The sequence below is a fragment of the Pseudomonas sp. CNPSo 3701 genome (assembly GCF_028674975.1).
Classification (GTDB): Bacteria; Pseudomonadota; Gammaproteobacteria; order Pseudomonadales; family Pseudomonadaceae; genus Aquipseudomonas; species Aquipseudomonas straminea.
Genome location: NZ_JAQZSI010000001.1, coordinates 279,968 through 302,804, shown reverse-complemented (window position 1 = coordinate 302,804; position 22,837 = coordinate 279,968). Strand labels below are relative to the sequence as shown.

The window sequence follows — 22,837 nt, the reverse complement described above, 5'->3', positions numbered from 1 at the left end:
TCACTCACCCAGCAAGGTCTGCAGGGTGCGCGTCACGCCCAGCTTGCGCAGGCTGTCATAGCACAGCTCGAAGGCGGTGACGAAGGCCGCCGATTGCGGAATGGCGGTGCCGAAGATCACCTCGACGCCCAGCACCCGCTCGCGCACCCGGTCATCGTCGGCCACCAGCGCCTGGCAGAACTCGGCGCGCGGGTCGGGGATGCGGTAGGTGGTGCCGGTCTCGTCGACGCCCTTGAGATACAGCGCCCAGGCCGCGACCACCAGGGCCGCGCGCTCCAGCGGCCGGCCATCTTCGATCAGCCGGTTGATGGTCGGCACGATGAACTTGGGAAACTTCGACGAGCCGTCCGAGCAGACGCGCTCGAGCTGATCGGCGATGGCCTGGTTGGAGAAGCGCTCGATCAGGGTGTCCTTGTAGTCGTCCAGGTCGATGCCCGGTACTGGCGCCAGCTGCGGGGTCACGTCCAGGTCCATGAAGGTGCGCACGTAACGGCGGAACAAGGGGTCGTTCATGGTTTCGTGAACGTAGCGGTAGCCCTTGAGAAAGCCCAGGTAGGTCAGCGCCAGGTGGCTGCCGTTGAGCAGCTTGATCTTCATTTCCTCGTAGGGCGTGACGTCGTCGGTGAACTGCACGCCGACCTTTTCCCAGGCCGGCCGGCCATTGACGAACTTGTCTTCCAGCACCCATTGCAGGAACGGCTCGCAGACCACCGGCCACGCGTCGGCGACGCCATGGCGCTCGGCCAGCTGGGCGCGGTGAGCATCGCTGGTCATCGGCGTGATGCGGTCGACCATGGCATTGGGAAAGCTCACGTGGCTGTCGATCCAGCCCGCCAGCTCATGATCGGCCAGATGGGCGAAGGCCAGCAGTGCCTTGCGGGTCACCGCGCCGTTGTGCGGCAGGTTATCGCAGGACATCAGGGTGAACGCTGGGGTGCCGGCAGCGCGGCGTTTGGCCAGGGCGGCGCAGAGGAAGCCGAACACGCTGCGCGGCGCCTCCGGGTGCACCAGGTCGTGCTGGATGTCCGGCAGGTGGGCCATGAACTCACCGGTGCTGTCGTCGATGCAGTAGCCGCCTTCGGTGATGGTCAGCGAGACGATGCGAATCGCCGGGTCGGCCAGCTTGTCGATCAGCGCGGCGGGCGAATCCTCGGCCAGCAGCATGCCGTTGATGGCACCGACCACGCGTACCTCGAGGCCCGGCTCGTCGCCCAGCACGAACATCGTGTAGAGGTGATCCTGCTCGGCCAGGGCCTGCTGCATGGCGCGGTCTTCGCGACGCAGGCCGACGCCGCAGATGCCCCACTCGCGGGCTTCGCCGCGGTTGAGCAGGGCTTCGGTGTAGATCGCCTGGTGGGCGCGGTGGAAGCCGCCGACACCGATATGGGCGATGCCCTGGCGCACGTCGGCCGGGTCGTAGGCTGGCACGTCGATTTCAGGGGCCAGTGCGGAGAGGTTCTTGCGATTGAGTTTCATGGGGTGATTCCTGCGCGTCAGGCGGCCTGGCCGGCCTGGATGCGTTTGTCGATGGCCAGGCCATCGGCGTTGAAGACGTGGCAGTGGGCTGGGTCGAAATCCAGCGCCAGGGCTTCTCCATAAGCCGGCGAGAAGTCGCCGCGTACCCGCACGGTGAGGTCTTCCTCGCCGACGCGCACGTGGCAGAAGGTGTCGCTGCCCAGGCGTTCGCTGACGTCGGCGGTGGCCTGCAGGCGACCCTGCCCGGCCGGCACCACGTTGAGGTGCTCGGGGCGGATACCGAGGGTGATCTGGTCACCGTTGCGCAGGCCGGTGGCGGCCAGCGGCAGATCCAGCGCTGCGCCGCAACTCAGGCGCAACTGGCAGCGGCCGCCGTCGACGCCTTCCACCTGGCCACGCAGGAAGCCCATCTTCGGCGTGCCGAGAAAGCCGGCGACGAACAGGTTGACCGGGTGGTTGTAGAGCTCCAGCGGCGAGCCGACCTGCTCGACGCGGCCGCCGTTGAGCACCACCACCTTGTCGGCCAGGGTCATGGCCTCGACCTGGTCGTGGGTCACGTAGATCATCGTCGCCTTGAGCTCCTTGTGCAGGCGCGCCAGTTCCAGGCGGGTCTGTACGCGCAGGGCGGCATCGAGGTTGGACAGCGGCTCGTCGAACAGAAAGATCTTCGGATTGCGCACGATGGCGCGGCCGATGGCCACACGCTGGCGCTGGCCGCCGGAGAGCTGCTTGGGTTTGCGATCAAGCAGCGCACCCAGCTCGAGGATGCGCGCGGCGTTGGCGACCTTCTCCTCGACCTCCTGTTTCCCGACCCGGGCCAGGTCGAGGGCGAAGGACAGGTTCTTGCGCACCGTCATGTGCGGGTACAGGGCGTAGGTCTGGAACACCATCGCCAGGTCGCGCTTGGCCGGCGCGGTGTCGGTGATATCGGTGCCATCGAGGGTGATGGTGCCGCTGGAGACTTCCTCCAGCCCGGCGATCAGGCGCAGCAGCGTGGACTTGCCACAGCCGGACGGGCCGACGAACACCACGAACTCACGGTTCTCGATATCCAGGTCGATGCCCTTGATGATCGCCGTGCCGTCGAAGCCTTTTTTCAGGTTGCGGATTTTCAAATCAGCCATGACGTAAACCTCTTATTTGACGGCGCCGAACGACAGACCACGCACCAGCTGCTTCTGGCTGATCCAGCCGAAGATCAGGATGGGCGCGCAGGCGAGGGTCGAAACGGCGGAAAGCTTGGCCCAGAACAGGCCTTCGGGGCTGGAATAAGAGGCCACCAGCGCGGTCAGCGGCGCGGCGGCGGAGCTGGTCAGGTTGAGCGACCAGAACGCCTCGTTCCAGCACAGGATCAGCGACAGCAGCATGGTCGAGGCCAGGCCACCGCGGGCGATGGGCAGCAGCACGCGAGCGATCTCCTGCCAGGTGGTGGCACCATCGAGCCGCGCCGCTTCGAGGATCTCGCCGGGAATGTCCTTGAAGTAGGTGTACACCATCCACACCACGATCGGCAGGTTGATCAGGGTGTAGATGACGATCAGCGCGATGCGTGAATCGAGCAGGCCGAACTGCTTGGCCAAGAGATAAATCGGCACCAGCACGCCCACCGGCGGCAGCATCTTGGTGGACAGCATCCACAGCAGCGTGCCCTTGGTGCGTTTGGTCTCGAAGAACGCCATCGAGTAGGCCGCTGGCACCGCGATGAGCATGCACAGCAGGGTCGCGGCGAAGGAGATCAGCACCGAGTTCCAGGCGTAGGCGAAGTAATCGCTGCGCTCGTTGATGTGCAGGTAGTTCTCCAGGGTCGGGGTGAAGATGAACTGCGGCGGCGTGGCGAAGGCGTCCAGCTCGGTCTTCAGGCTGGTCAGCACCATCCAGAAGATCGGGAAGAAGATCAGCGCGGCCACGGCCCAGGCCAGCGTGCCGACCAGCACGCTTTGCAGGCGACGGGATTGCTTGAGAGTCAGCATGCTTCGCTCCTACTGCCGGTCGGTGAGGTTCTTGCCGATCATGCGGATCAGCACGATGGCGGCGATGTTGGCGATGACCACGGCGATCAGCCCGCCGGCGGAGGCCATGCCCACGTCGAACTGCAGCAGCGCCTGGGTGTAGATCAGGTAGGCCAGGTTGGTCGATTCGTAACCCGGGCCGCCACTGGTGGTGGTGTAGATCTCGGCGAATACCGAGAGCAGGAAGATGGTCTCGATCATCACCACCACGGCGATCGGCCGTGCCAGGTGCGGCAGGGTCAGGTGCCAGAAGATCGCCAGCGGGCCGGCACCGTCGAGGCGCGCGGCCTCCTTCTGCTCCTGATCCAGCGACTGCATGGCGGTCATCAGGATGAGGATGGCGAACGGCAGCCACTGCCACGACACGATGAGAATGATCGAGAACAGCGGGTGGTGCGCCAGCCAGTCCACCGGCTGGGCGCCGAAGAACTGCCAGACGGCGGCGAGAATCCCCGAAACCGGATGGAAGATCAGGTTCTTCCACAACAGCGCGCTGACCGTCGGCATGATGAAGAACGGCGAGATCAGCAGCACTCGCACGATGCCGCGGCCAAAGAACTCGCTGGCCTCCAGCAGGGCGGAGATCAGCACGCCGAACACCACGCTGATCAACAGCACGCTGCCGACCAGCAGCAGGGTGTTGCCGGCGCCGGACAGGAAGGCGGCGTCGGTGACGAAGTATTCGAAGTTTTCCAGGCCGACGAAATCGTTCTCGCCGGGGTACAGCAGGTTGTAGCGGATCAGCGAGAAGTAGATGGTCATGGCCAGGGGCACGATCATCCAGATCAGCAGCAGAACCACCGAAGGGCTGACCAGGAACCAGCCGGGCGCCAGGCGCTTGCGCCGCGTGGCGACGGCTTCGCCCGCCGCTGGCGAGCGGGAGTCGAGGGTTGTGTTATCCATGGGGGCTCCGCAATGAGCGGTTAGGTATTGATCGCTCCCACGCTCCGCGTGGGAACGCCGCCTGTGGCGCTCCGCGCCGCGTAACACCGGGTCAGCGGACGCGGAGCGTCCCGACATACGTTCCCACGCCGACGGCTCGACGCCTCGACGTGGGAACGATCACGGTGCCGTTACTTCGGATACCCGGCGCGTTTCATTTCCCGCTCGGTGCTCTGCTGCGCGGCCTGCAGCGCCTGCTCGGGCTGCATCTGCCCGGTCAGGGCCGCGGCGAACAGCTTGCCGACGGCGGTTCCAATGGCCTGGAACTCGGGAATGGTCACCAGCTGGATGCCCACGTACGGCACCGGCTTGGCGCTCGGGTCGGCCGGGTTGGCCTTCTTCAGCGAATCGAGGGTCACCTTGGCGAACGGCGCGGCCTTCATGTAGGCATCGCTGTAGGTCGAGGCGCGGGTGCCTGGCGGCACGTTGGCGACGCCATCCTTCTCGGCGACCAGCTCGGCGTAGGCCTTGGAGGTAGCCCAGGCGCTGAAGGTCTTGGCGGCATCCTTGGACTTGGAACTGGTGGGGATCGCCAGCGCCCAGGAGTACAGCCACGAGGCGCCCTTGTCGGTGACCTGGGTCGGCGCGAAGGTGAAGCCCACCGAGTCGGCAACCTTGCTCTGCGACTTGTCGGTAACGAACGAGCCGGCCACGCTGGCATCGACCCACATGGCGCACTTGCCGCTGTTGAACAGCGCCAGGTTCTCGTTGAAGCCGTTGCTCGAGGCGCCCGGCGGGCCGTATTTCTTCATGGTGTCGACGTAGAAGTTCAGCGCGTTCTTCCACTCGCTGCCGGTGAATTCCGGCTTCCACTGTTCATCGAACCAGCGCGCACCGTAGGCGTTGGCCACGGTGGTGATCAGCGCCATGTTCTCGCCCCAGCCGGCCTTGCCACGCAGGCAGATGCCGTACTGGCCCTTGTCCGGCTGGTGCAGCTTGCCGGCGAACTCGGCCATCTGCTCCCAGGTCGGCTGCTCGGGCATCTTCAGCCCGGCCTTTTCGAACAGGTCGGTGCGGTAATAGGTGATCGAGGCTTCGGCGTAGAACGGCAGTGCGTAGAGCTGGCCGTTGGCCGACAGGCCTTCGCGCACGGAGGGGAACACATCATCGAGGGCGTAATCGGCAGGCAGATCCTTCATCGGCTCCAGCCAGCCCTTCTCGCCCCACAGCGCCGCTTCGTACATGCCGATGGTCAGCACGTCGAACTGGCCGCCCTGGGTGGCGATGTCGGTGGTCAGGCGCTGGCGCAGCACGTTCTCTTCGAGCACCACCCACTTGAGCTTGATGTCCGGGTGCTGTTCTTCGAAGGTCTTGGCCAGGCGCTGCATGCGAATCATGTCGCTGTTGTTGACCGTGGCGATGGTCACGGTTTCGGCAGCCTGGGCGCCGACGGTCAGGGAAAGGCATGAAGCGGCTACGAATACTTTGAGCGTATGGTTCATGGTCTTGAACTCCTCTCCCTGGCCCGGTGAGCCTCGGGAGACGTTATTGTTTTTGTGGGCCGACCCGGATTACACCCCTAGCGCCGAACGCGAACAACGCCTCGACTGCACTTTGACCGATACTTTTTTGCACTGAGAGGGGAGCAAGCTGGCCAGCAGAAAAAGCCAAGCGCAGCCTCAAAAACGCTGCTTCTGGCTGTTTCCCCGTAGTTAGGCGTGAAGGATTCAGTACAGGTTTTGCGCAGTAAAGCGCTGGGTGACCAACCGTCGGTAGCCGCTGGGTGTCATGCCCTTGAGCTGCTGGAAGCGTCGGTTGAAGTTGGAAATATTGTTGAAGCCGGACTCGAAACACACCTCGGTCACCGGCTTGTCGCTCTGCGTCAGCAGCTCGCAGGACTTGCTCACCCGCAGGCGATTGACGAACTCGACGAAGCCGCGCCCGGTGGCCTGCTTGAAGAAGCGCGAGAAGTAGGTGGGCGTCATCCCGAGGTACTCGGCCACTTCCTCCTGGCTCAATTCCTGGGCATAGCGCTGGAAGATGTAGTCGACGGCGCGGTTGATGCGGTCGACATGGTGTTCGTCGGCCAGCTGCGCAGCGGTGCGATCGGACAGCAACTGGTAATCGTCGCAGGCGGCGAGCAGCTCCATGAGAATGAAGAAGTTACCCAACCGGGTCATACCCTGGGAATCGGCGATGCGCTGCAGCAACTGGCGCGCCTCGCCGATGGTGTGCGGGCAACGGAACTCGATGCCGTACTGGGCGCGGGCCAACAGCGGCTGCAGGTCCTTGAGCTCGGCGAACACCGCGGTGCCGCTTTCCAGCACCTCGTCGGTGAAGTTGACCAGCATGTCGCGTTCGGCCACCGCTTCGCCCGGCGCCATCTGGCTGATCCAGTTGTGCGGCAGGTTGGGGCCGGTGAGAAACAGGGTGTCGGGAGAGAAATTGCCGATGTAGTCGCCGATAAACACCTTGCCGGCGCTGGCGACGATCAGGTGCAGCTCGTATTCCTTGTGGAAATGCCAGCGCACCAGCGGGCTGGGAAAGCCGTGCTGGCGATAGATCAGCGAATGACCTTCGTGGTCATCCATCAGCTCATAGGACGGGTCGAGCGTTCTTTGCGATCGGGACATGGCGGGCCGGCATCGTCTTGTTCTTGTCGGTGATTGCCGGTGGCCGCGCTCGTCGCGCAACCCACCGACCGACTAAAGACCCTAGCACAACCCGTCGGGTTCGCTTGTACGACTCGGATTGTAGGATGGGTCGGGCCGCGTAGGTAAAACCCATCAATGCGGTGATGGGTTTCACCCATCCTACGGATCTACATTCTGTGGGAGCGGGCCATGCGCGCGAATCGCGGGCATGGCCCGCTCCCACAGGCGCAAGGTGGACGACGCGTCACCTACGCGGCTCGCACTATCCTACGAGCCCTCAGCCCTGTGGATAACGCGCGCGCGGCGTGGCCATCGGCAGTGGGCCATCGCCGATCTGGCGGAACTCGCCGGTTTCGGCATCGTAGGCTTTGATCTCGCTGCTTTCGATGTCGTACACCCAGCCATGGATGAACAGCTGGCCGGCCGCCAGGCGCGAGGCCACCGATGGGTGGGTGCGCAGGTGGTCGAGCTGGGCCACCACGTTTTCCTCGGTCAGTACGCCCAGGGTGGTGTGGTCAGCGCAGCCGCAGTTGTCGGCCACCACGGTCTTGGCGACTTCAGCATGACGCAGCCAAGCCTTTACCGTGGGCATGCGCTCCAGGGTTGCCGGATCAAGTACCGCTTTCATCGCGCCGCAGTCGGAGTGGCCGCAGACGATGATGTGCTGCACGCCCAAGGCGGCGACCGCGTATTCGATGGCGGTGGACACGCCGCCGTTCATCTGGCCATAGGGCGGCACCACGTTGCCGACGTTGCGGGTCACGAACAGATCGCCCGGCTCGCTCTGGGTGATCAGCTCGGGGACGATGCGCGAGTCGGCGCAGGTGATGAACATGGCGCGGGGCGACTGGGCGTGGGCCAGCTTCTTGAACAGCGCCTGCTGCTGCGGGAATACATCCTGACGAAAACGCAGGAAACCATCGACCAGATGATCCAGCGCCTCGGCGGCCGATGCGGCGTTCTTTTCGGATTTGCTATCAGCAGGACGACGATTACCAGGCATAGCATTACCTCGCTTACGGATGGGGGACGGCGCGTGCGACAGCGCACAGCTTCCCAGCCGGCAGGATCACCGGCAAGGGATTGGGGCATTTGACTGTGGCAAATCCCTTCAGGACACGTCGGCGCGATAAATCGTCGAGCGGCCGGAGATATCGACCGTGTTTTCGCTAGGTCGTGCGCCAGGCCGACAACCGCGACCTGGGTATCGCTGCGCTCAACGCCAGGCTACAGAGCCCGTAGCCCGGGTCGAGCGCAGCGACACCCGGAAACCGGCGCGCTCAGAACAAGCCCATCTGCTGCCCCGGCGGTGCGAACTGCGAGCAATCCAGCACGCCGCGCTTGCTGCCATCGTACCCATAACGGCGGCGCGCCAGGCGAAAGCGCTGGGCCAGCAGCTCGGCGAAGTGCCCCTCCCCCTTCATTCGCGCGCCGAAACGGCTGTCGTAGTTCTGCCCGCCGCGGGATTGGCGGATCAGGCTCATTACGTGTTCGGCGCGGTCGGGGAAATGGGTCTGCAGCCATTGCTCGAACAAATCGGCGATCTCCAGGGGCAAGCGCAGCAACACGTAGCCGGCCGAACTGGCGCCCGCCTCGCGGCCCGCTTCGAGCAGGCGCTCGAGCTCCATGTCGTTGATCATCGGGATCATCGGCGCAGCCATCAGGCCGACCGGCACGCCGTGCTCGTGCAGGGCCTTCATCGCCCGCAGACGCGCCTTGGGCGCTGCGGTGCGCGGCTCCATGATGCGCTTGAGCTCGTCGTCCAGAGTGGTGACGCTGAACGCCACGCTGACCAGATTACGGCTGGCCAGCTCTTCGAGCAGATCCAGGTCGCGCAGGATCAGCGCGCTCTTGGTGATGATGCTCACCGGGTGGCGAAAGCGCAGCAGAATCTCCAGGGCCTGGCGGGTCAGCTGGTGCTCGCGCTCGATAGGCTGGTAACCGTCGGTGTTGATGCCCAGGGCGATGGGCGCCGGTACGTAACCCGGTTTGCTCAACTGCTCTTCGAGGCGCTCGGCCAGGTTGGTCTTGGCGATCAGCTTGGTCTCGAAGTCGATGCCCGGCGACAGGTCCCAATAAGCGTGGCTGGGCCGGGCGAAGCAGTAGATGCAACCATGTTCGCAGCCGCGATAGGGGTTCACCGAGCGGTCGAAGCCCACGTCCGGCGAGCTGTTGCGGCTGATCACCGTCTTAGCCTTTTCATGACGGACTTCGGTGACGAAGGTCAGCGGCGTCTGTTCTTGATACCAGCCGTCGTCCTCGGCCTCGCTGGTGGTGGGCGCGAAGCGGTTGTGCGGCTTGCTGGCGGTGCCGCGCCCGCGGACGAAATCAGACATGGGAGATCTCACGAATACTGTATTTACATACAGTAATTGAGCATGGAAATTTTTCCCAGCACGCCCGATCAATGGCCGCCGGCACCTCGGACCTGAACGGTGCGAGGAAAAGTCGCACACATCTGGTTACATGACGTTAAAATAGTTGTTTTGCTAACTATCAGAAGACTCTTCAATGAACCTTTCCCGTCGCCAATTGCTGGGTACGCTGCTGGTCTCGGGCGGCTGTGCGGCGTTCGCCGGCTTGCCCGCCTGGGCCCTGTCGGCCGAGAGCCCCGCGCCTTACACGCGCTTCATGCGCCTCTCCACGCTGCTGATCAACCACCAGCTCAGCGCCGCGGTCGGCATGCGCATCGCCGACGCCGCGCTGCAAAAGTACCCGCAGCTGACCGACATGATGAACCGCATCATCGCCATCGCCGAGCAGCGCCAGGCCCGCACCGTGGAAGATTTCTTCGCCGACATTCCCGAAGGCGAACTGCGCGAGCTGGCGTACTGGGTGATCTTCGCCTGGTACAGCGGCGTGTCCTCGCCCGCGGCGGACGCCCAGCTGTTCACTTATGAAGAAGCACTGACCTTCAAGACCACCGCCGATTTGGTTGCCATCCCGTCCTACGGGCTGAGCGCGCCCAATGGCTGGAGCCAGGTCACCGTCGCCCTGAGCCCGCTGCCCCGTTTCTGATCCCCTCGAAGAATTCCAGAAAAATGAAAAGCCTGAACAGCGCCGACGTCGTGATCGTCGGCACCGGCGTGGTCGGTGTGACCATCGCCGAACAACTGCTCGACGCCGGCCTTAGCGTGCTGCTGCTCGAAGCCGGCCCGCGAGTCACCCGCGCCGAAATCGTCGAGAACTTTCGCAACCTGCCCCTGGGCCTCAAGGGCGACTCCACGGCCTGCTACCCGCCGCGCCCCTGGGCGCCGCACCCGATGCCCTCGTTCGAGAAGCCGGACGACGCCTACCTGCAGCTCAGCGGCCCCGACGCCTACGCGCAGACCTTCATCCGTTACGCCGGCGGCTCGACCTGGCACTGGGCCGGCACCAGCTGGCGCCTGACGCCCGAGGACATGCGCCTGCGCACCCTGTACGGCGTGGGCCGCGACTGGGCCTTCGACTACCAGGAGCTGGAGCCCTACTACACACGCACCGAATACAAGCTGGGCATCTGCGGCCCGTCCAAGCCCGAGGATCAGTGGCCGCCGCTGCCGCGCGCCAAGCCATACCCGATGCCGCCGCTGCCGTTCAGCCCCGGCGAGCAGCGCTTCACCGAAGTGGTGCAGACTCTGGGCTACCGCAACGTGCCGGTGGCCCAGGCGCGCAACAGCGGCATGCCCTACGACGACCGCCCGGCCTGCTGCGCCAACAACAACTGCGTGCCGGTGTGCCCGGTGGGCGCCAAGTACGACGCCGCCACGGCCCTCGGCCGCCTGGAAGCCAAGGGCGCGGTGATCACCACCGATGCGGTGGTCTACCAGGTCGAGACTGGCGAAGGTAACCGCATCCAGGCCGTGCATTATCTGGACAAGGAAAAGCAGCGCCACCGCATTGGCGGCAAGCTGTTCGTGCTGGCCTGCAACGGCCTGGAAACCGCCAAGCTGCTGCTGATGTCGGCCGATGAGCGCAACCCCAACGGCGTGGCCAACAGCTCCGACCAGGTGGGCCGCAACATGATGGACCACCCGCAGATCAGCCTGAACCTGACCCTGGCCGAGCCGTACTGGTCCGGCGTCGGCCCGGTGGTCAACAGCGGCATCATGGAAACCTCCCAAGGCGATTTCCGCAGCGAGCACGCCGGTGCCTACTTCCGCTTCAACAACTTTGCGCGCAACCGCTTCGTCACCTTCGAAGCTCTTGGCAAGGGCCTGGTCGGCAAGGCGCTCGACGAAGAAATCCGCCGCCTGACCGCCTGCACCGCCAACGTGGTGATCGCCCACGAGATGCTGCCGGACGCCAACAATCGCCTGACCCTGTCGGACAAGAAGGACTGGCTGGGCCTGCCCAAGCCGGCCATTCACTACGACGTCGGCGATTACGTGCGCAAGTCCTTCGAGCGCTACTCGCGGCCCATCGCCCTGCGCATCGCCGAGGCCATGGGCGCCACTGACGTGAAGGTCGCGCCCAAGTTCGCCCAGAGCAAGCACATCATGGGCGGCACCATCATGGGCCTGGACCCGCGCGACTCGGTGGTCGACTCCCACTGCCGCGCCCACGACCACGACAACCTGTTCCTGCCCGGCGGCGGCGCCATGCCGAGCACCGCCTGTGGCAACAGCACCATCACCATGGTAGCGCTGGGCCTGCGCGCCGCTGACGCCATCGTCAGCCAGCTGAAGGGGGCATGAGCATGAACCGCCTCAACACCCTGCTCGCCGCCGCTTTCATCGTACTACCGGGCCTGGCCGCCGCGCAGAGCTTCCCCGAGGAGCTGGTCAAGCGTGGCGAGTACATGGCCACCGCCTCGGACTGCGTGGCCTGCCACACCGCCCACGGCGGCAAGCCGATGGCCGGCGGGCTGGTGATGGCCTCGCCGGTTGGCGATATCGTCGCCACCAACATCACCCCGTCCAAGCAGTTCGGCATCGGCCACTACACCGAACAGCAGTTCGCCGACGCCCTGCGCAAGGGCGTGCGCGCTGACGGCGCCAACCTCTACCCGGCGATGCCCTACACCGCCTACGCCAAGCTCAGCGATGACGACGTGCACGCCCTGTACGCCTACTTCATGCAGGGCGTGGCGCCAGTGGACGAGCCGTTGGCCGAAACCAGCCTGCCGTTCCCGATGAATATCCGCCTGTCCATGAAGGCCTGGAACCTGCTGTTTCACGACGACCAGCCGCTCAACGATGACGCCGAGCACTCGGCCGCCTGGAACCGCGGTCGCTACCTGGTCGAAGGCCCGGCGCACTGCGGCACCTGCCATACGCCGCGCGGCCTGCTGATGCAGGAGCAGAACGACAGGTTCCTCGCCGGCGCCCAGGTCGGCCCCTGGTACGCACCGAACATCACGCCGCACCGCAACAGCGGTATCGGCAGCTGGACGGCCGATGAGCTGGTGCAGTACCTCAAGACCGGCCACCTGGAAGGCAAGGCGCAGGCCGCCGGCAGCATGGCCGAGGCGATCAGCCACAGCTTCCAGCACCTGCGTGACGACGACCTGCGAGCCATCGCCGAGTACGTGATGAGCGTGCCGGCCGTAGCGAGTGCCGACGGTTTCAGCGGCGAGCAGTCGCGCTTCAACCAGGGCCAGGCCGGCAACCATTTGAGTGATTTGCGCGGAGTGGAAAGCGCCGAGGACGCCAAGGGCACGCGCATCTACTCCGGCAGCTGCGCCTCCTGCCACGGCTACAACGGCCAGGGCACCACGGACGCCTACTACCCAAGCCTGTTCAGCAACTCGGCGCTGACCGGCGTGAACACCAGCAACCTGCTGGCGACCATCCTCTATGGAGTCGACCGCAAGACCGCCCAGGGCCACGTGTTCATGCCGCCATTCGGCGATCAGCCTAATGCACTCAATCGCCTGAACAACGACGAGATCGCCGCGCTGGCCAACTACTTGGTGCGCCAGTACGGCGACGGCAAGCAGACGGTCAGCGCCGACGATGTGCAGACCATCCGCCAGGGCGGCCCGGCGTCCAACCTCCTGCTGCTGGCCCGCCTCGGCATGCTGGCCGGCGCGCTGGTCGCCCTCGGGCTGATCATTTGGCTGCTGGCGCGCAGGCGTCGCGTAGCCCGGCAGCGCGCCGCCTGACCGCAGCAGCGGGCCGGCCCTCGGCTCGCTGCTGCTTGAGCCCGGGTAGTGCAACGCTACCCGGCGCACGTTGCCCTGAAACGGTTGCCTGAACCGTTCGTCGCCTGGCATGGTCGCATCTGCACACACCTTCGCGTCCCTGCTGTGCCGGAGCCTCCATGCCGCCCGTACCGACCTCTGCGTTGCCTCGCCTTGCCGTGGCCCTGCTGGCTTTCGCGCTGCTGGCCGGCTGTAGCGACGAGCCGCCGCCCGCGCCGAAGAGTCCGCGGGTCAAGGTGGCGACCGTCAGCCAGGTGGACTACGCGGCGGATGCCACCGTCACCGGCGACGTGCAGGCGCGGGTGCAGACCGACCTTTCGTTTCGCGTCGGCGGCAAGATCACCGAGCGTCTGGTGGATGTCGGCGACACGGTGAAGGCCGACCAGGTGCTGGCGCGGCTAGACCCGCAGGACCAACGCAACGCCGTGCGCTCCGCTGAAGCGGCCGCCGAGGCCGCCCGCGCCCAGGTCAAGCTCAGTGCCGCCAACCTGTGGCGCCAGCAGCAACTACTGCCCAAGGGCTACACCAGCCGCAGTGAATACGACAGCGCCGTGGCCAGCGACCGCAGCGCGCGCAACAGCCTGGCCGCCGCCGAAGCGCAGCTGGCCGACGCCCGCGAGCAGGCCGGCTACACCGAGCTGCGCGCCGAGAGCGACGGAGTGATCACCGCCCGCCAGGCCGAAGTCGGCCAGGTGGTACAGGCGGCCACGCCGATCTTCGGCCTGGCCCGAGACGGCGCCCGCGATGCGGTGTTCAACGTTTTCGAAGCGCTGCTGGTCGAGCCCGGCCAGGCGGTGCAGGTCAGCCTGCTCGACAACCCCGAGGTGACTGCCCGCGGCGTGGTGCGCGAGATCAACCCGCAGGTGTCGGCGCAGAGCGGCACGGTGCAGGTCAAGGTCGGCCTCGAAGAAGTGCCAGCGGCGATGACCTTGGGCTCGGCGGTCAGCGCCCATGTCAGCAACCCGGTGGTGCGCAGCGTCGAATTGCCCTGGTCAGCGTTGACCAAGGCGGAGAGCGAGCCGGCGGTGTGGCGCCTGGGTGACGACGACATCGTGCAGCTGCACCCGGTGCAGGTCGGCCGCTACCTGACCGACAAGGTGATCATCCGCGCCGGCCTGGACGACGGCGACCGCGTGGTGGTGGCCGGTGGGCAACTGCTGCATCCCGGCCAGAAAGTGGAAATCGCCGAGGCCCGTGAACAGAATCAGCAGCAACAGCAGGAGCAGCAGCCATGAAGCGCGCCATCCCTTTCGCGCTGCTCGCCGCCCTGCTCGCCGGCTGCGCCGAGGAAGAAAAACCCGCGCCGATCCGCCCGGTGCTCTACACCGAAGTGCAGCAGCAGGACCAGCAAGTGCTCGGCCGCTTCGCCGGCACCATCGAGGCGCGGGTGCAGAGCACCCTGGGCTTTCGCGTCGGCGGTCGGGTTTCCCACCGCCTGGTGGACGCCGGTGCCGAAGTGGCGGCCGGCACGCCGCTGGCCACCCTCGACCCTACCGATCAGCAGAACGCCCTGCGCGCCAGCGAAGGCGACCAGGCACGCGCCGAGGCGCAATGGATCAACGCCCAGGCCAATGCGCGCCGCCAGCAGGAACTGTTCGACCGCGGCGTCGGCGCCAAGGCCAACCTGGAGCAGGCGCAGACCGAACTGAGCAACGCCCGCAGCAACCGCGACCAGGCCGAGGCCGCCACCCGCCAGGCCCGCGACCGCCTGAACTACGGCACCCTGGAAAGCGACTTCGATGCGGTGGTCACCGCCTGGCACGTGGAGGCCGGCCAGGTAGTCGGCGCCGGCCAGGAAGTGGTCACCCTGGCCCGCCCGGACGTGCGCGAAGCGGTGTTCGACCTGCCCGTTGAGCTGGCCGACGGCCTGGACGAGCAGGTGCAGTTCAACGTCGCCTCCCAGCTCGACCCGAACATCGCCACCCGTGGCAGGCTGCGCGAGCTAGAGCCGCGCGCCGACGCCGCCACCCGCACCCGCCGAGCCCGCCTGACCCTGGAAGAAACCCCGCCCGGCCTGCGCCTGGGCACCGCCGTGGCCATCAGCCTGACCCGCGCCCAGCAGCCGCGTAGCCTGCTACCGGCTACCGCCGTGCAGGAAGTCGACGGCCAGAGCCGCGTGTGGCTGATCGACACCCAGGCCAAAACGGTGCACCCGCGCAACGTGAGGGTGGTCGGCCGCGAAGGCGAACAGATCAGCGTCGAGGGCCTCGCGGCCGGCGACAAGGTAGTCAGCGCCGGCCTGAGCGAACTCAAGGAAGGCCAGCAGATCCGCATCGATGAGGGCGTCGCACCATGACCCAGCAGGCGCCGCGCAAGGACGGCTTCAACCTCTCGGACTGGGCACTGCGCCACCAGTCGTTCGTCTGGTACCTGATGTTCGTGTCGCTGCTGATGGGCGTGATTTCCTACATGAACCTGGGCCGCGAGGAAGACCCGGCGTTCACCATCAAGACCATGGTCATCCAGACCCGCTGGCCGGGCGCCACGGTGGACGAAACCCTCAACCAGGTCACCGACCGCATCGAGAAGAAGCTTGAGGAGCTTGACTCGCTCGACTACGTGAAGAGCTACACACGGCCCGGCGAGTCGACCGTCATGGTGTTCCTGCGCGACACCACCAGCGCCGGCGATATCGACAACATCTGGTACCAGGTGCGCAAGAAGATCGACGACATTCGCGGCGAGTTTCCCCAGGGCTTGCAGGGCCCGTCGTTCAACGACGAGTTCGGCGACGTGTTCGGCTCCATCTACGCCTTCACCGGTGACGGCTTGAGCATGCGCCAGCTTCGCGATTACGTGGAAAAGGTGCGCGCCGAGATCCGTAGCGTGCCGGACCTGGGCAAGGTGCAGATGGTCGGCCAGCAGAACGAGGTGTTCTACCTCAACTTCTCGACCCGCAAGCTGGCCTCCCTGGGCATCGACCAGAGCCAGGTGATCCAGAGCCTGCAGGCGCAGAACGCGGTCACGCCGTCCGGGGTGATCGAAGCCGGCCCGGAGCGGATTTCCGTGCGCACCAGCGGCCAGTTCGCCTCGGAAGCCGACCTGCGCAACGTTAACCTGCGCCTGGACGACCGCTTCTACCGGCTGACCGATATCGCGGAAATCACCCGCGGCTACGTCGACCCGCCGCAAGCGCTGTTCCGCTACAACGGCAAACCGGCCATCGGCCTGGCCATCGCCATGCGCGACGGCGGCAATATCCAGACCTTCGGCAAGGCTCTGCATGCACGCATGGACGAGATGACCGCCGAACTGCCAGTAGGGGTGGGCGTGCACGTGGTGTCCGACCAGGCCGAGGTGGTCGAAGAGGCGGTCAGCGGCTTCACCCGGGCGCTGTTCGAAGCGGTCGTGATCGTCATGCTGGTGAGTTTCGTCAGCCTCGGCATCCGTGCCGGCCTGGTGGTCGCCTGCTCGATTCCGCTGGTGTTGGCCATGGTGTTCATGTTCATGGAGTACAGCGGCATCACCATGCAGCGTATTTCCCTGGGTGCATTGATCATCGCCCTCGGGCTGATGGTCGACGACGCGATGATCACTGTCGAAGTGATGGTCACCCGCCTGGAGAAAGGCGACTCGCTGCACGATGCCGGCACCTTCGCCTACACCTCCACGGCCTTTCCGATGCTCACCGGCACCCTGGTCACGGTGGCCGGCTTCGTGCCCATCGGCCTCAACTCCAGCTCGGCGGGCGAGTACACCTTCACCCTGTTCGCCGTGATCGCCGTGGCACTGCTGCTGTCCTGGCTGGTGGCCGTGGTGTTCGCCCCGGTGATCGCCGTGCACATCCTGCCCAAGCGTCTGCAGGCCAAGGAGAAAGGCCCGGGCCGCATCGCCCGTGCCTTCGACAGCGGCCTGCTGTTGGCCATGCGGCACCGCTGGTGGACCATCGGCCTGACCATCGCCCTGTTCGCCGCCTCCCTGGCCGGCATGACGATGGTGCAGAGCCAGTTCTTCCCGGCCTCGGATCGCCCGGAGCTGCTCGTCGACCTCAACCTGCCGCAGAACGCCTCGATCAACGAGACCCGCGCCCAGGTCGACCGCCTCGAAGCCACCCTGGAGGGCGATGAAGACATCGCCCGCTGGAGCACCTACATCGGCCAGGGCGCCCTGCGCTTCTACCTGCCGCTCGACCAGCAATTGCAGAACCCCTTCTATGCCCAGCTGGTGATCGTCGCCAAGGACATCGATGCACGCGACCGCCTGGTGGCCAAGCTCAACAAGCGCCTGCGCGAGGACTTCGTCGGCATCGGCACCTTCGTGCAGCCTCTGGAGATGGGCCCGCCAGTGGGCCGGCCGATCCAGTACCGGATCAGCGGGCCGAACGTCGATCAGGTGCGCAAGCACGCCCTGGAGCTGGCCACCCTGCTGGACAAGAACCCGGACATCGGCGAGATGGTTTACGACTGGAACGAGCCCGGTAAGGTGCTGCGCATCGACGTCGCCCAGGACAAGGCGCGGCAGTTCGGGCTGTCCTCCGAAGACGTCGCCAACCTGCTCAACAGCGTGGTCAGCGGCAACACGGTCACTCAAGTGAAAGACGACATCTACCTGATCGACGTCATAGGCCGCGCCGAAGACAGCGAACGCAGCTCGCCGCAAACCCTGGAGAATCTGCAGATCGTCAACCCCAATGGCGTGGCCGTTCCGCTGCGCGCCTTCGCCACCGTCGGCTACGAGCTGGAGCAACCGCTGGTGTGGCGTCGCGACCGCAAGCCGACCATTACCCTCAAGGCCGCCGTAGTCAGCGATATCCAGCCCACCGACCTGGTCGCCAACCTGGCGCCGGAGATCCAGAAATTCGCAGGCGGATTGCCAAACGGCTACAGCGTCGATACCGGCGGCACCGTGGAAGAAAGCGGCAAGGCCCAGGGTCCGATCGCCAGCGTGCTGCCGCTGATGTTGTTTCTAATGGCCACCTTCCTGATGATCCAGTTGCACAGCGTGGCCAAGACCTTCCTGGTGTTCAGCGTGGCGCCGCTGGGCCTGATCGGCGTGGTGCTGGCCCTGGTACCGACCGGCACGCCGCTGGGTTTCGTGGCGATTCTCGGCGTACTGGCGCTGATCGGCATCATCATCCGCAACTCGGTGATTCTGGTGACCCAGATCGACGAATTCGAACGCGCCGGCGACTCGCCCTGGCAGGCGGTGATCGACGCCACCCACCACCGCCGCCGGCCGATCCTGCTGACCGCCGCTGCCGCCAGCCTGGGCATGATCCCCATCGCCCGCGAAGTGTTCTGGGGCCCGATGGCTTACGCCATGATCGGCGGCATCTTCAGCGCCACCCTGCTGACGTTGTTATTCCTGCCGGCGCTGTATGTAGCGTGGTATCGGATTGAGGAGCCGTCGGAAAAGGAGCGGGAGAAGGCGCCGGCTTGAGGTGAATGGCCTATCGCGTGCTGTCAGTGAGATTGATGGTGCTCGATAGGCCCTTCGCGGGCATGGCCCGCTCCCACAGGTTTGGCGGGGCGCTCAGACTCCGTGGGAGCGGGCCATGCCCGCGAAAAATCAGGCAGTCACCTCACCCCTAAAGCCAAACCGCATTCCAAAATGGGTAGTCACCAATACGCCTGACCAACCCAGCCCTCAGCGGATTGGCCACGATATACCGCGCCACACCGAGCAAATCCTCCTCGGCACGCAGCCCATGATCGTGGAACCCAGCCACCCAGATACCCCTCTCGGTGCCCGCGCACTTTCCAGCCAATCGACTACTCGACGATTTCAGCCGATTCACCAAAGCAGCCAGGCTGTCCACCTCCCCCAGTTGAATCAGCCAATGGGCATGATCCGGCATCAACACCCAGGCCAGCATATGGCTGTCGCGAAGGAGCCTTGACGTCTCGAAGCAGCGAGCCGCTGCACAGCCAGCGGGGAAGTGGCTGAATATCGGCTGACGGTCACGGGTGATGGTAGTGATCAGATAGGCCGTTCCGGGGCAGGAAGCGCGGCCTCTGCGCAGGGCGCGATAGCCGGGTTTCGAGGGCATCGGCATGAATCGACCTCCGTGTTGATTCAGCGAGGTCAGTCTAGCCCTTGATATCGCGTCGCGCGCATGGCGCGCTCCCACAGGGATCTATGGATACCGACAATTCGGTGTCGGACTCGAATCCTGTGGGAGCGGGCTATGCCCGCGAAAAGATCAGCCTCCCCGCGCCCGCTTGAGCCGATAGGCAAACTGCGCCCGGCTCAACCCCAGTAGCCGCGCCGCTGCAGCCAGGTTGCCGGCGCTGCGTTGCAGGGCCTGCTCCAGCAGCTGGTTTTCAACGGCCTCCAGCGACAGGCTGGCATCAGGCAAATCCGGGCAGCCAAGGCGGGTCAGCAGATCCACCTCGCCGGGCTGCTCCTGGTCTTGTACCAGGCGCCCCTGCTGCAACAGCGAATAGAACTCGGCCGGCAGCTCCTCGTCGCGGAACAGGTGGTTGAGGTCGATGGGCGCGCCGTCGTTGCTGGCGATCACCCCGCGTTCGATCAGGTTCTGCAGCTCGCGGATGTTGCCGGGAAAGCTGTAGTTGAGCAGTGCCTTCAGGCCACGCATGGTCAGGCCAACCGGCGTGCGCCCGTAGCGCTCGCAGTAGCGGCGCATGAAGAAATCCACCAGCAGCGGAATATCGTCGCGCCGTTCGCGCAGCGGCGGAATATGGATCGGGTAGACGTTGAGGCGATAGTACAAATCCTCGCGAAACTCGCCGCGGCGCACCGCCGCACGCAGGTCGACGTTGGTGGCGGCGATCACCCGCACGTCGACGCTGATCACCGAAGTGCCGCCAACCCGTTCGATCTCGCGCTCCTGCAGGGCGCGCAGCAGCTTGCCCTGGCCCGGCAGACTCAGGCAGGCGACTTCGTCTAGAAACAGCGTGCCGCCCTGGGCGCGCTCGAAGCGGCCAGGCCTCGAATGGCTGGCGCCGGTGAAGGCGCCGCGCTCGACGCCGAACAGTTCGGCCTCGATCAGGCTTTCGGCGATGGCCGCGCAATTGAGCGCCACGAACGGCCCGTCGCGGCGCTCGCTCATGCGGTGCAGGTTGCTGGCGAACAGTTCCTTGCCGACCCCGGACTCGCCGCCGAACAACACCGTGGCCGGCGTGCGCGCCACCCGCTGCAATGACTGAAAGGCGGCGTTGAAGGCGGCTGAGGCACCGATCATGCGACCTTCGTCGGCCTCCCCGGCGCTGGCCGGCAATGGCTGATAGGCCGCGCGTTCCACGCCGCTACGCTCACCTTCCTCGGCCGATGCGTTCAGGTAACGCAGGTCCTCTTCAACGTCGCCCCAAAGCTCGGCGGTCTTGCCCAGCACGCGGCACACCTGATGGCCCATGGCGCGGCATTCCACCTCACGAAATACCACCAGGCGGCCGAACAGCCCGCTTACGTAGCCGGTGGCATAACCGATTTCCATCCAGCAGGCCGGGTCATTGCCAATGCCATAGGCGGCGATGTGCTCGTCGTCTTCGTGGGCGTGGTGCCAGAGAAACTCGCCGTCGTAGTGGCCGCGGTCGACATCGAACTCGAAGTGCAGCGGCTCGACCTTGACCATGCCTTCGAGCCCATGCAGACGGATGCCGGCGGCGAAGATCGACGCCGGCTCGGCGCCCGCCCAGCGCTGCTGCACCAGGCGTGCATCGCGGGCGCCGGAGAGGTAGCCAACGCGGGTGAACAAACCGCGGGCGCGCTCCATGCCCAGGCTGTCGATCAGCTCGCGGCGCAGCGCGCCCAATGCCTCGCAATGCAGCAGCACCATGCGCTGATCGTTGAGCCAGATGCGTCCGTCCCCCGGAGAAAAGAACAGGCACTCGGTGAGGTCACGCAGGGTCGGCGCGCTCTGCCAGTCCAGCGCATCGCTGGCGCCTCGGTAGTGCGGCACTTCGGTGATCTGCAACGCATCCAGGGAAATACGACGGGTATCGATCACGCACGACTCCTCGCTTACGCAACTCATCACTTCGATCTGTGGCGGACAGGCTCTGGATTGCTCATTTGCTTAACAGCGAACGCTTCAAAAACCCACCTTACGGATCGTAGAAACTCGATGAATAAAGCCAGCTTATTGAAATTGTTATGGATTCTCTGCGCTACCCAATACCGCGATACGGCTGGGCACGCTCCTTGCGATCAGTGTCAATGCCATCGGCACATCACTCAAAACAACAATACTCCAAGGAGACACCATGTCTCGACTGCCCCGTTCAGAATCGACCCCTGCCCTGTTGGATGAGCAGATCTGGGAGGCCCGGCTGTTTTCCGGCACCTGGCGCACGCCAATAGCGGGCGGGCGTAACGAAGTCAGCGAGCCGGCTACCGGTGAGTGTCTGGCCACCACCGGCCAGGCTCGCGCTGAGGACGTCGCCATGGCCACCGCCGCGGCAGCCGCCCAACAGCCGGCCTGGGAGGCTGTGCCACCGCGCCAGCGCGCCGATATCTTCCTGCGCGCCGCTCAGCTACTGCAGGCCCAGGCAGACGAGTGTGCGCTGTTCATCGCCCGGGAAACCGGCGGTATCCTGCCCAAAGCCCAGCATGAGGTGCGCGAAGCGGTGCTGTTCCTGCAGCTCGCCGCCGGCCAGGTGATGCAACCCCACGGCCTGGTACTGCCGAGCAACAGCGGTACGCTCTCCTACGCACGGCGCCTGCCCCACGGCGTGGTCGGGGTGATTTCGCCGTTCAACTTTCCGCTGATCCTGTCGATCCGCGCCGTGGCGCCGGCCCTCGCCGCCGGCAATGCAGTGGTGCTCAAGCCTGATCCGCAGACGCCGATTGCCGGCGGTTTCCTGATCGCCCGTTTGTTCGAGCTGGCCGGGCTGCCCGAGGGCGTGCTGCACGTGTTGCCCGGCGGCGCCGATGCCGGCGCGGCGCTGTGCAGCGACCCGCACGTGCGGATGATTTCCTTCACCGGCTCCACCGCTGCCGGCCGCAAGGTGGCGGAAACCGCCGGCCGCCACCTGAAAAAGGTGGCCCTGGAGCTCGGCGGCAAGAACCCGCTGATCATCCTCGACGACGCCGACCTGGAGCGCGCCCTGAGCTGCGCCAGCTGGGGCGCCTTCCTGCATCAGGGGCAGATCTGCATGGCCAGTGGGCTGATCCTGGTGCACGAGTCGCTGCACGAGCGTTTCGTCGAAGGGTTGGTCGAGCGCGCCCGGCACCTGCGCGTCGGCGACCCGGCCGGCGGCGATGTGCAGCTCGGCCCGATGATCAACGAGAACCAGCTGGTGCGTACCCATCAACTGGTGCTCGACAGCGTGGTGGCCGGCGCTCACCTGCATACCGGCGGTCAGTACGACGGCCTGTTCTACCAACCCACCGTGCTCAGCCACCTGACGCCGGGCATGCCGGCCTTCGATACCGAGATGTTCGGTCCCGTGGCCTGCGTGGCCAGCTTCGCCAACGACGAAGAGGCCGTCGATCTGGCCAACCGCACCGAGTACGGCCTCGCCGCGGCAGTGATCTCGCGCTCCGTGGGCCGCGCCATGGCGGTCGGCGCCCAGCTGCGCGCCGGCATGCTGCACATCAACGACCAGACGGTGAACGACGACGGCGTCAACCCGTTCGGCGGCCGCGGTAACTCCGGCAACGGCGGCAGCATGAGCGGCCCGGCCAACTGGGACGAGTTCACGCAGTGGCAGTGGGTGACGGTCAAGGACACGCCGCCGCAGTACCCCTTCTGACCGCTCACCCGACTTACTCACAACAAGAACAAGAGG

The 22,837-nt window shown here is 65.6% G+C and carries 17 protein-coding genes; 7 read left to right on the top strand and 10 right to left on the bottom strand.

Annotated features, from left to right (window positions below; all coding sequences use genetic code 11):
- The 8 genes from PVA39_RS01320 to PVA39_RS01285 all read right to left on the bottom strand — a co-directional run bounded on the left by PVA39_RS01320 (position 1) and on the right by PVA39_RS01285 (position 9,357).
- Positions 1-1,476, bottom strand: coding sequence for a mannitol dehydrogenase family protein (locus tag PVA39_RS01320; RefSeq protein WP_274122466.1), 1,476 nt, complete (start codon positions 1,474-1,476; stop codon positions 1-3).
- Between the two features lie 17 nt (positions 1,477-1,493).
- Positions 1,494-2,600, bottom strand: coding sequence for an ABC transporter ATP-binding protein (locus PVA39_RS01315; RefSeq protein ID WP_093500775.1), 1,107 nt, complete (start codon positions 2,598-2,600; stop codon positions 1,494-1,496).
- 12 nt (positions 2,601-2,612) lie between these two features.
- Positions 2,613-3,446 (bottom strand): carbohydrate ABC transporter permease, encoded by an 834-nt coding sequence (locus PVA39_RS01310; protein WP_027904257.1) that lies wholly within the window; start codon positions 3,444-3,446, stop codon positions 2,613-2,615.
- Between the two features lie 9 nt (positions 3,447-3,455).
- Entirely contained in the window at positions 3,456-4,388 is a 933-nt protein-coding gene (locus PVA39_RS01305) for a carbohydrate ABC transporter permease (protein ID WP_274122465.1), read from the bottom strand.
- Between the two features lie 170 nt (positions 4,389-4,558).
- Positions 4,559-5,869, bottom strand: a complete 1,311-nt coding sequence (locus PVA39_RS01300) for an ABC transporter substrate-binding protein (RefSeq protein WP_274122464.1) — start codon at positions 5,867-5,869, stop codon at positions 4,559-4,561.
- A gap of 225 nt (positions 5,870-6,094) precedes the next feature.
- Positions 6,095-7,000: a helix-turn-helix domain-containing protein gene (locus PVA39_RS01295; protein ID WP_093500779.1), complete on the bottom strand. Its 906-nt coding sequence runs from the start codon at positions 6,998-7,000 to the stop codon at positions 6,095-6,097.
- Between the two features lie 298 nt (positions 7,001-7,298).
- Complete coding sequence (locus PVA39_RS01290) at positions 7,299-8,024, bottom strand: carbonic anhydrase (protein ID WP_093500781.1); 726 nt, start codon at positions 8,022-8,024, stop codon at positions 7,299-7,301.
- A gap of 277 nt (positions 8,025-8,301) precedes the next feature.
- The gene (locus tag PVA39_RS01285) at positions 8,302-9,357 is read right to left on the bottom strand and encodes a PA0069 family radical SAM protein (RefSeq protein ID WP_274122463.1); all 1,056 of its coding nucleotides are present in this window, start codon (positions 9,355-9,357) and stop codon (positions 8,302-8,304) included.
- 175 nt (positions 9,358-9,532) lie between these two features.
- Here PVA39_RS01285 and PVA39_RS01280 point away from each other — a divergent pair, with 175 nt between their 5' ends.
- The 6 genes from PVA39_RS01280 to PVA39_RS01255 all read left to right on the top strand — a co-directional run bounded on the left by PVA39_RS01280 (position 9,533) and on the right by PVA39_RS01255 (position 18,524).
- Complete coding sequence (locus PVA39_RS01280) at positions 9,533-10,039, top strand: sorbitol dehydrogenase family protein (protein ID WP_274122462.1); 507 nt, start codon at positions 9,533-9,535, stop codon at positions 10,037-10,039.
- A gap of 23 nt (positions 10,040-10,062) precedes the next feature.
- The gene (locus PVA39_RS01275; RefSeq protein WP_274122461.1) at positions 10,063-11,697 is read left to right on the top strand and encodes a GMC family oxidoreductase; all 1,635 of its coding nucleotides are present in this window, start codon (positions 10,063-10,065) and stop codon (positions 11,695-11,697) included.
- Positions 11,698-11,699: 2 nt separating this feature from the next.
- The gene (locus PVA39_RS01270; protein ID WP_274122460.1) at positions 11,700-13,106 is read left to right on the top strand and encodes a c-type cytochrome; all 1,407 of its coding nucleotides are present in this window, start codon (positions 11,700-11,702) and stop codon (positions 13,104-13,106) included.
- A gap of 158 nt (positions 13,107-13,264) precedes the next feature.
- The gene (locus tag PVA39_RS01265) at positions 13,265-14,380 is read left to right on the top strand and encodes an efflux RND transporter periplasmic adaptor subunit (protein WP_274122459.1); all 1,116 of its coding nucleotides are present in this window, start codon (positions 13,265-13,267) and stop codon (positions 14,378-14,380) included.
- Complete coding sequence (locus tag PVA39_RS01260) at positions 14,377-15,441, top strand: efflux RND transporter periplasmic adaptor subunit (protein WP_274122458.1); 1,065 nt, start codon at positions 14,377-14,379, stop codon at positions 15,439-15,441. The genes PVA39_RS01265 and PVA39_RS01260 overlap by 4 nt, the downstream gene beginning before the upstream one ends.
- The gene (locus PVA39_RS01255) at positions 15,438-18,524 is read left to right on the top strand and encodes an efflux RND transporter permease subunit (protein WP_274122457.1); all 3,087 of its coding nucleotides are present in this window, start codon (positions 15,438-15,440) and stop codon (positions 18,522-18,524) included. Before PVA39_RS01260 ends, PVA39_RS01255 begins: the two co-directional genes overlap by 4 nt.
- 148 nt (positions 18,525-18,672) lie before the next feature.
- Here PVA39_RS01255 and PVA39_RS01250 read toward each other — a convergent pair whose 3' ends face one another.
- Both PVA39_RS01250 and PVA39_RS01245 read right to left on the bottom strand, forming a co-directional pair.
- Positions 18,673-19,134, bottom strand: a complete 462-nt coding sequence (locus tag PVA39_RS01250) for an REP-associated tyrosine transposase (RefSeq protein ID WP_274123392.1) — start codon at positions 19,132-19,134, stop codon at positions 18,673-18,675.
- 153 nt (positions 19,135-19,287) lie between these two features.
- Complete coding sequence (locus PVA39_RS01245; protein ID WP_443200926.1) at positions 19,288-21,054, bottom strand: sigma 54-interacting transcriptional regulator; 1,767 nt, start codon at positions 21,052-21,054, stop codon at positions 19,288-19,290.
- 256 nt (positions 21,055-21,310) lie between these two features.
- Here PVA39_RS01245 and PVA39_RS01240 point away from each other — a divergent pair, with 256 nt between their 5' ends.
- Entirely contained in the window at positions 21,311-22,801 is a 1,491-nt protein-coding gene (locus PVA39_RS01240) for a benzaldehyde dehydrogenase (RefSeq protein ID WP_274122456.1), read from the top strand.
- Positions 22,802-22,837: the final 36 nt, after the last annotated feature.

What these genes read in the sequence shown, in the direction of transcription:
- PVA39_RS01320 (WP_274122466.1), bottom strand. Translation starts at nt 1,476, where the DNA reads ATGAAACTCAATCGCAAGAACCTCTCCGCACTGGCCCCTGAAATCGAC.
- PVA39_RS01315 (WP_093500775.1), bottom strand. Translation starts at nt 2,600, where the DNA reads ATGGCTGATTTGAAAATCCGCAACCTGAAAAAAGGCTTCGACGGCACG.
- PVA39_RS01310 (WP_027904257.1), bottom strand. Translation starts at nt 3,446, where the DNA reads ATGCTGACTCTCAAGCAATCCCGTCGCCTGCAAAGCGTGCTGGTCGGC.
- PVA39_RS01305 (WP_274122465.1), bottom strand. Translation starts at nt 4,388, where the DNA reads ATGGATAACACAACCCTCGACTCCCGCTCGCCAGCGGCGGGCGAAGCC.
- PVA39_RS01300 (WP_274122464.1), bottom strand. Translation starts at nt 5,869, where the DNA reads ATGAACCATACGCTCAAAGTATTCGTAGCCGCTTCATGCCTTTCCCTG.
- PVA39_RS01295 (WP_093500779.1), bottom strand. Translation starts at nt 7,000, where the DNA reads ATGTCCCGATCGCAAAGAACGCTCGACCCGTCCTATGAGCTGATGGAT.
- PVA39_RS01290 (WP_093500781.1), bottom strand. Translation starts at nt 8,024, where the DNA reads ATGCCTGGTAATCGTCGTCCTGCTGATAGCAAATCCGAAAAGAACGCC.
- PVA39_RS01285 (WP_274122463.1), bottom strand. Translation starts at nt 9,357, where the DNA reads ATGTCTGATTTCGTCCGCGGGCGCGGCACCGCCAGCAAGCCGCACAAC.
- PVA39_RS01280 (WP_274122462.1), top strand. Translation starts at nt 9,533, where the DNA reads ATGAACCTTTCCCGTCGCCAATTGCTGGGTACGCTGCTGGTCTCGGGC.
- PVA39_RS01275 (WP_274122461.1), top strand. Translation starts at nt 10,063, where the DNA reads ATGAAAAGCCTGAACAGCGCCGACGTCGTGATCGTCGGCACCGGCGTG.
- PVA39_RS01270 (WP_274122460.1), top strand. Translation starts at nt 11,700, where the DNA reads ATGAACCGCCTCAACACCCTGCTCGCCGCCGCTTTCATCGTACTACCG.
- PVA39_RS01265 (WP_274122459.1), top strand. Translation starts at nt 13,265, where the DNA reads ATGCCGCCCGTACCGACCTCTGCGTTGCCTCGCCTTGCCGTGGCCCTG.
- PVA39_RS01260 (WP_274122458.1), top strand. Translation starts at nt 14,377, where the DNA reads ATGAAGCGCGCCATCCCTTTCGCGCTGCTCGCCGCCCTGCTCGCCGGC.
- PVA39_RS01255 (WP_274122457.1), top strand. Translation starts at nt 15,438, where the DNA reads ATGACCCAGCAGGCGCCGCGCAAGGACGGCTTCAACCTCTCGGACTGG.
- PVA39_RS01250 (WP_274123392.1), bottom strand. Translation starts at nt 19,134, where the DNA reads ATGCCCTCGAAACCCGGCTATCGCGCCCTGCGCAGAGGCCGCGCTTCC.
- PVA39_RS01240 (WP_274122456.1), top strand. Translation starts at nt 21,311, where the DNA reads ATGTCTCGACTGCCCCGTTCAGAATCGACCCCTGCCCTGTTGGATGAG.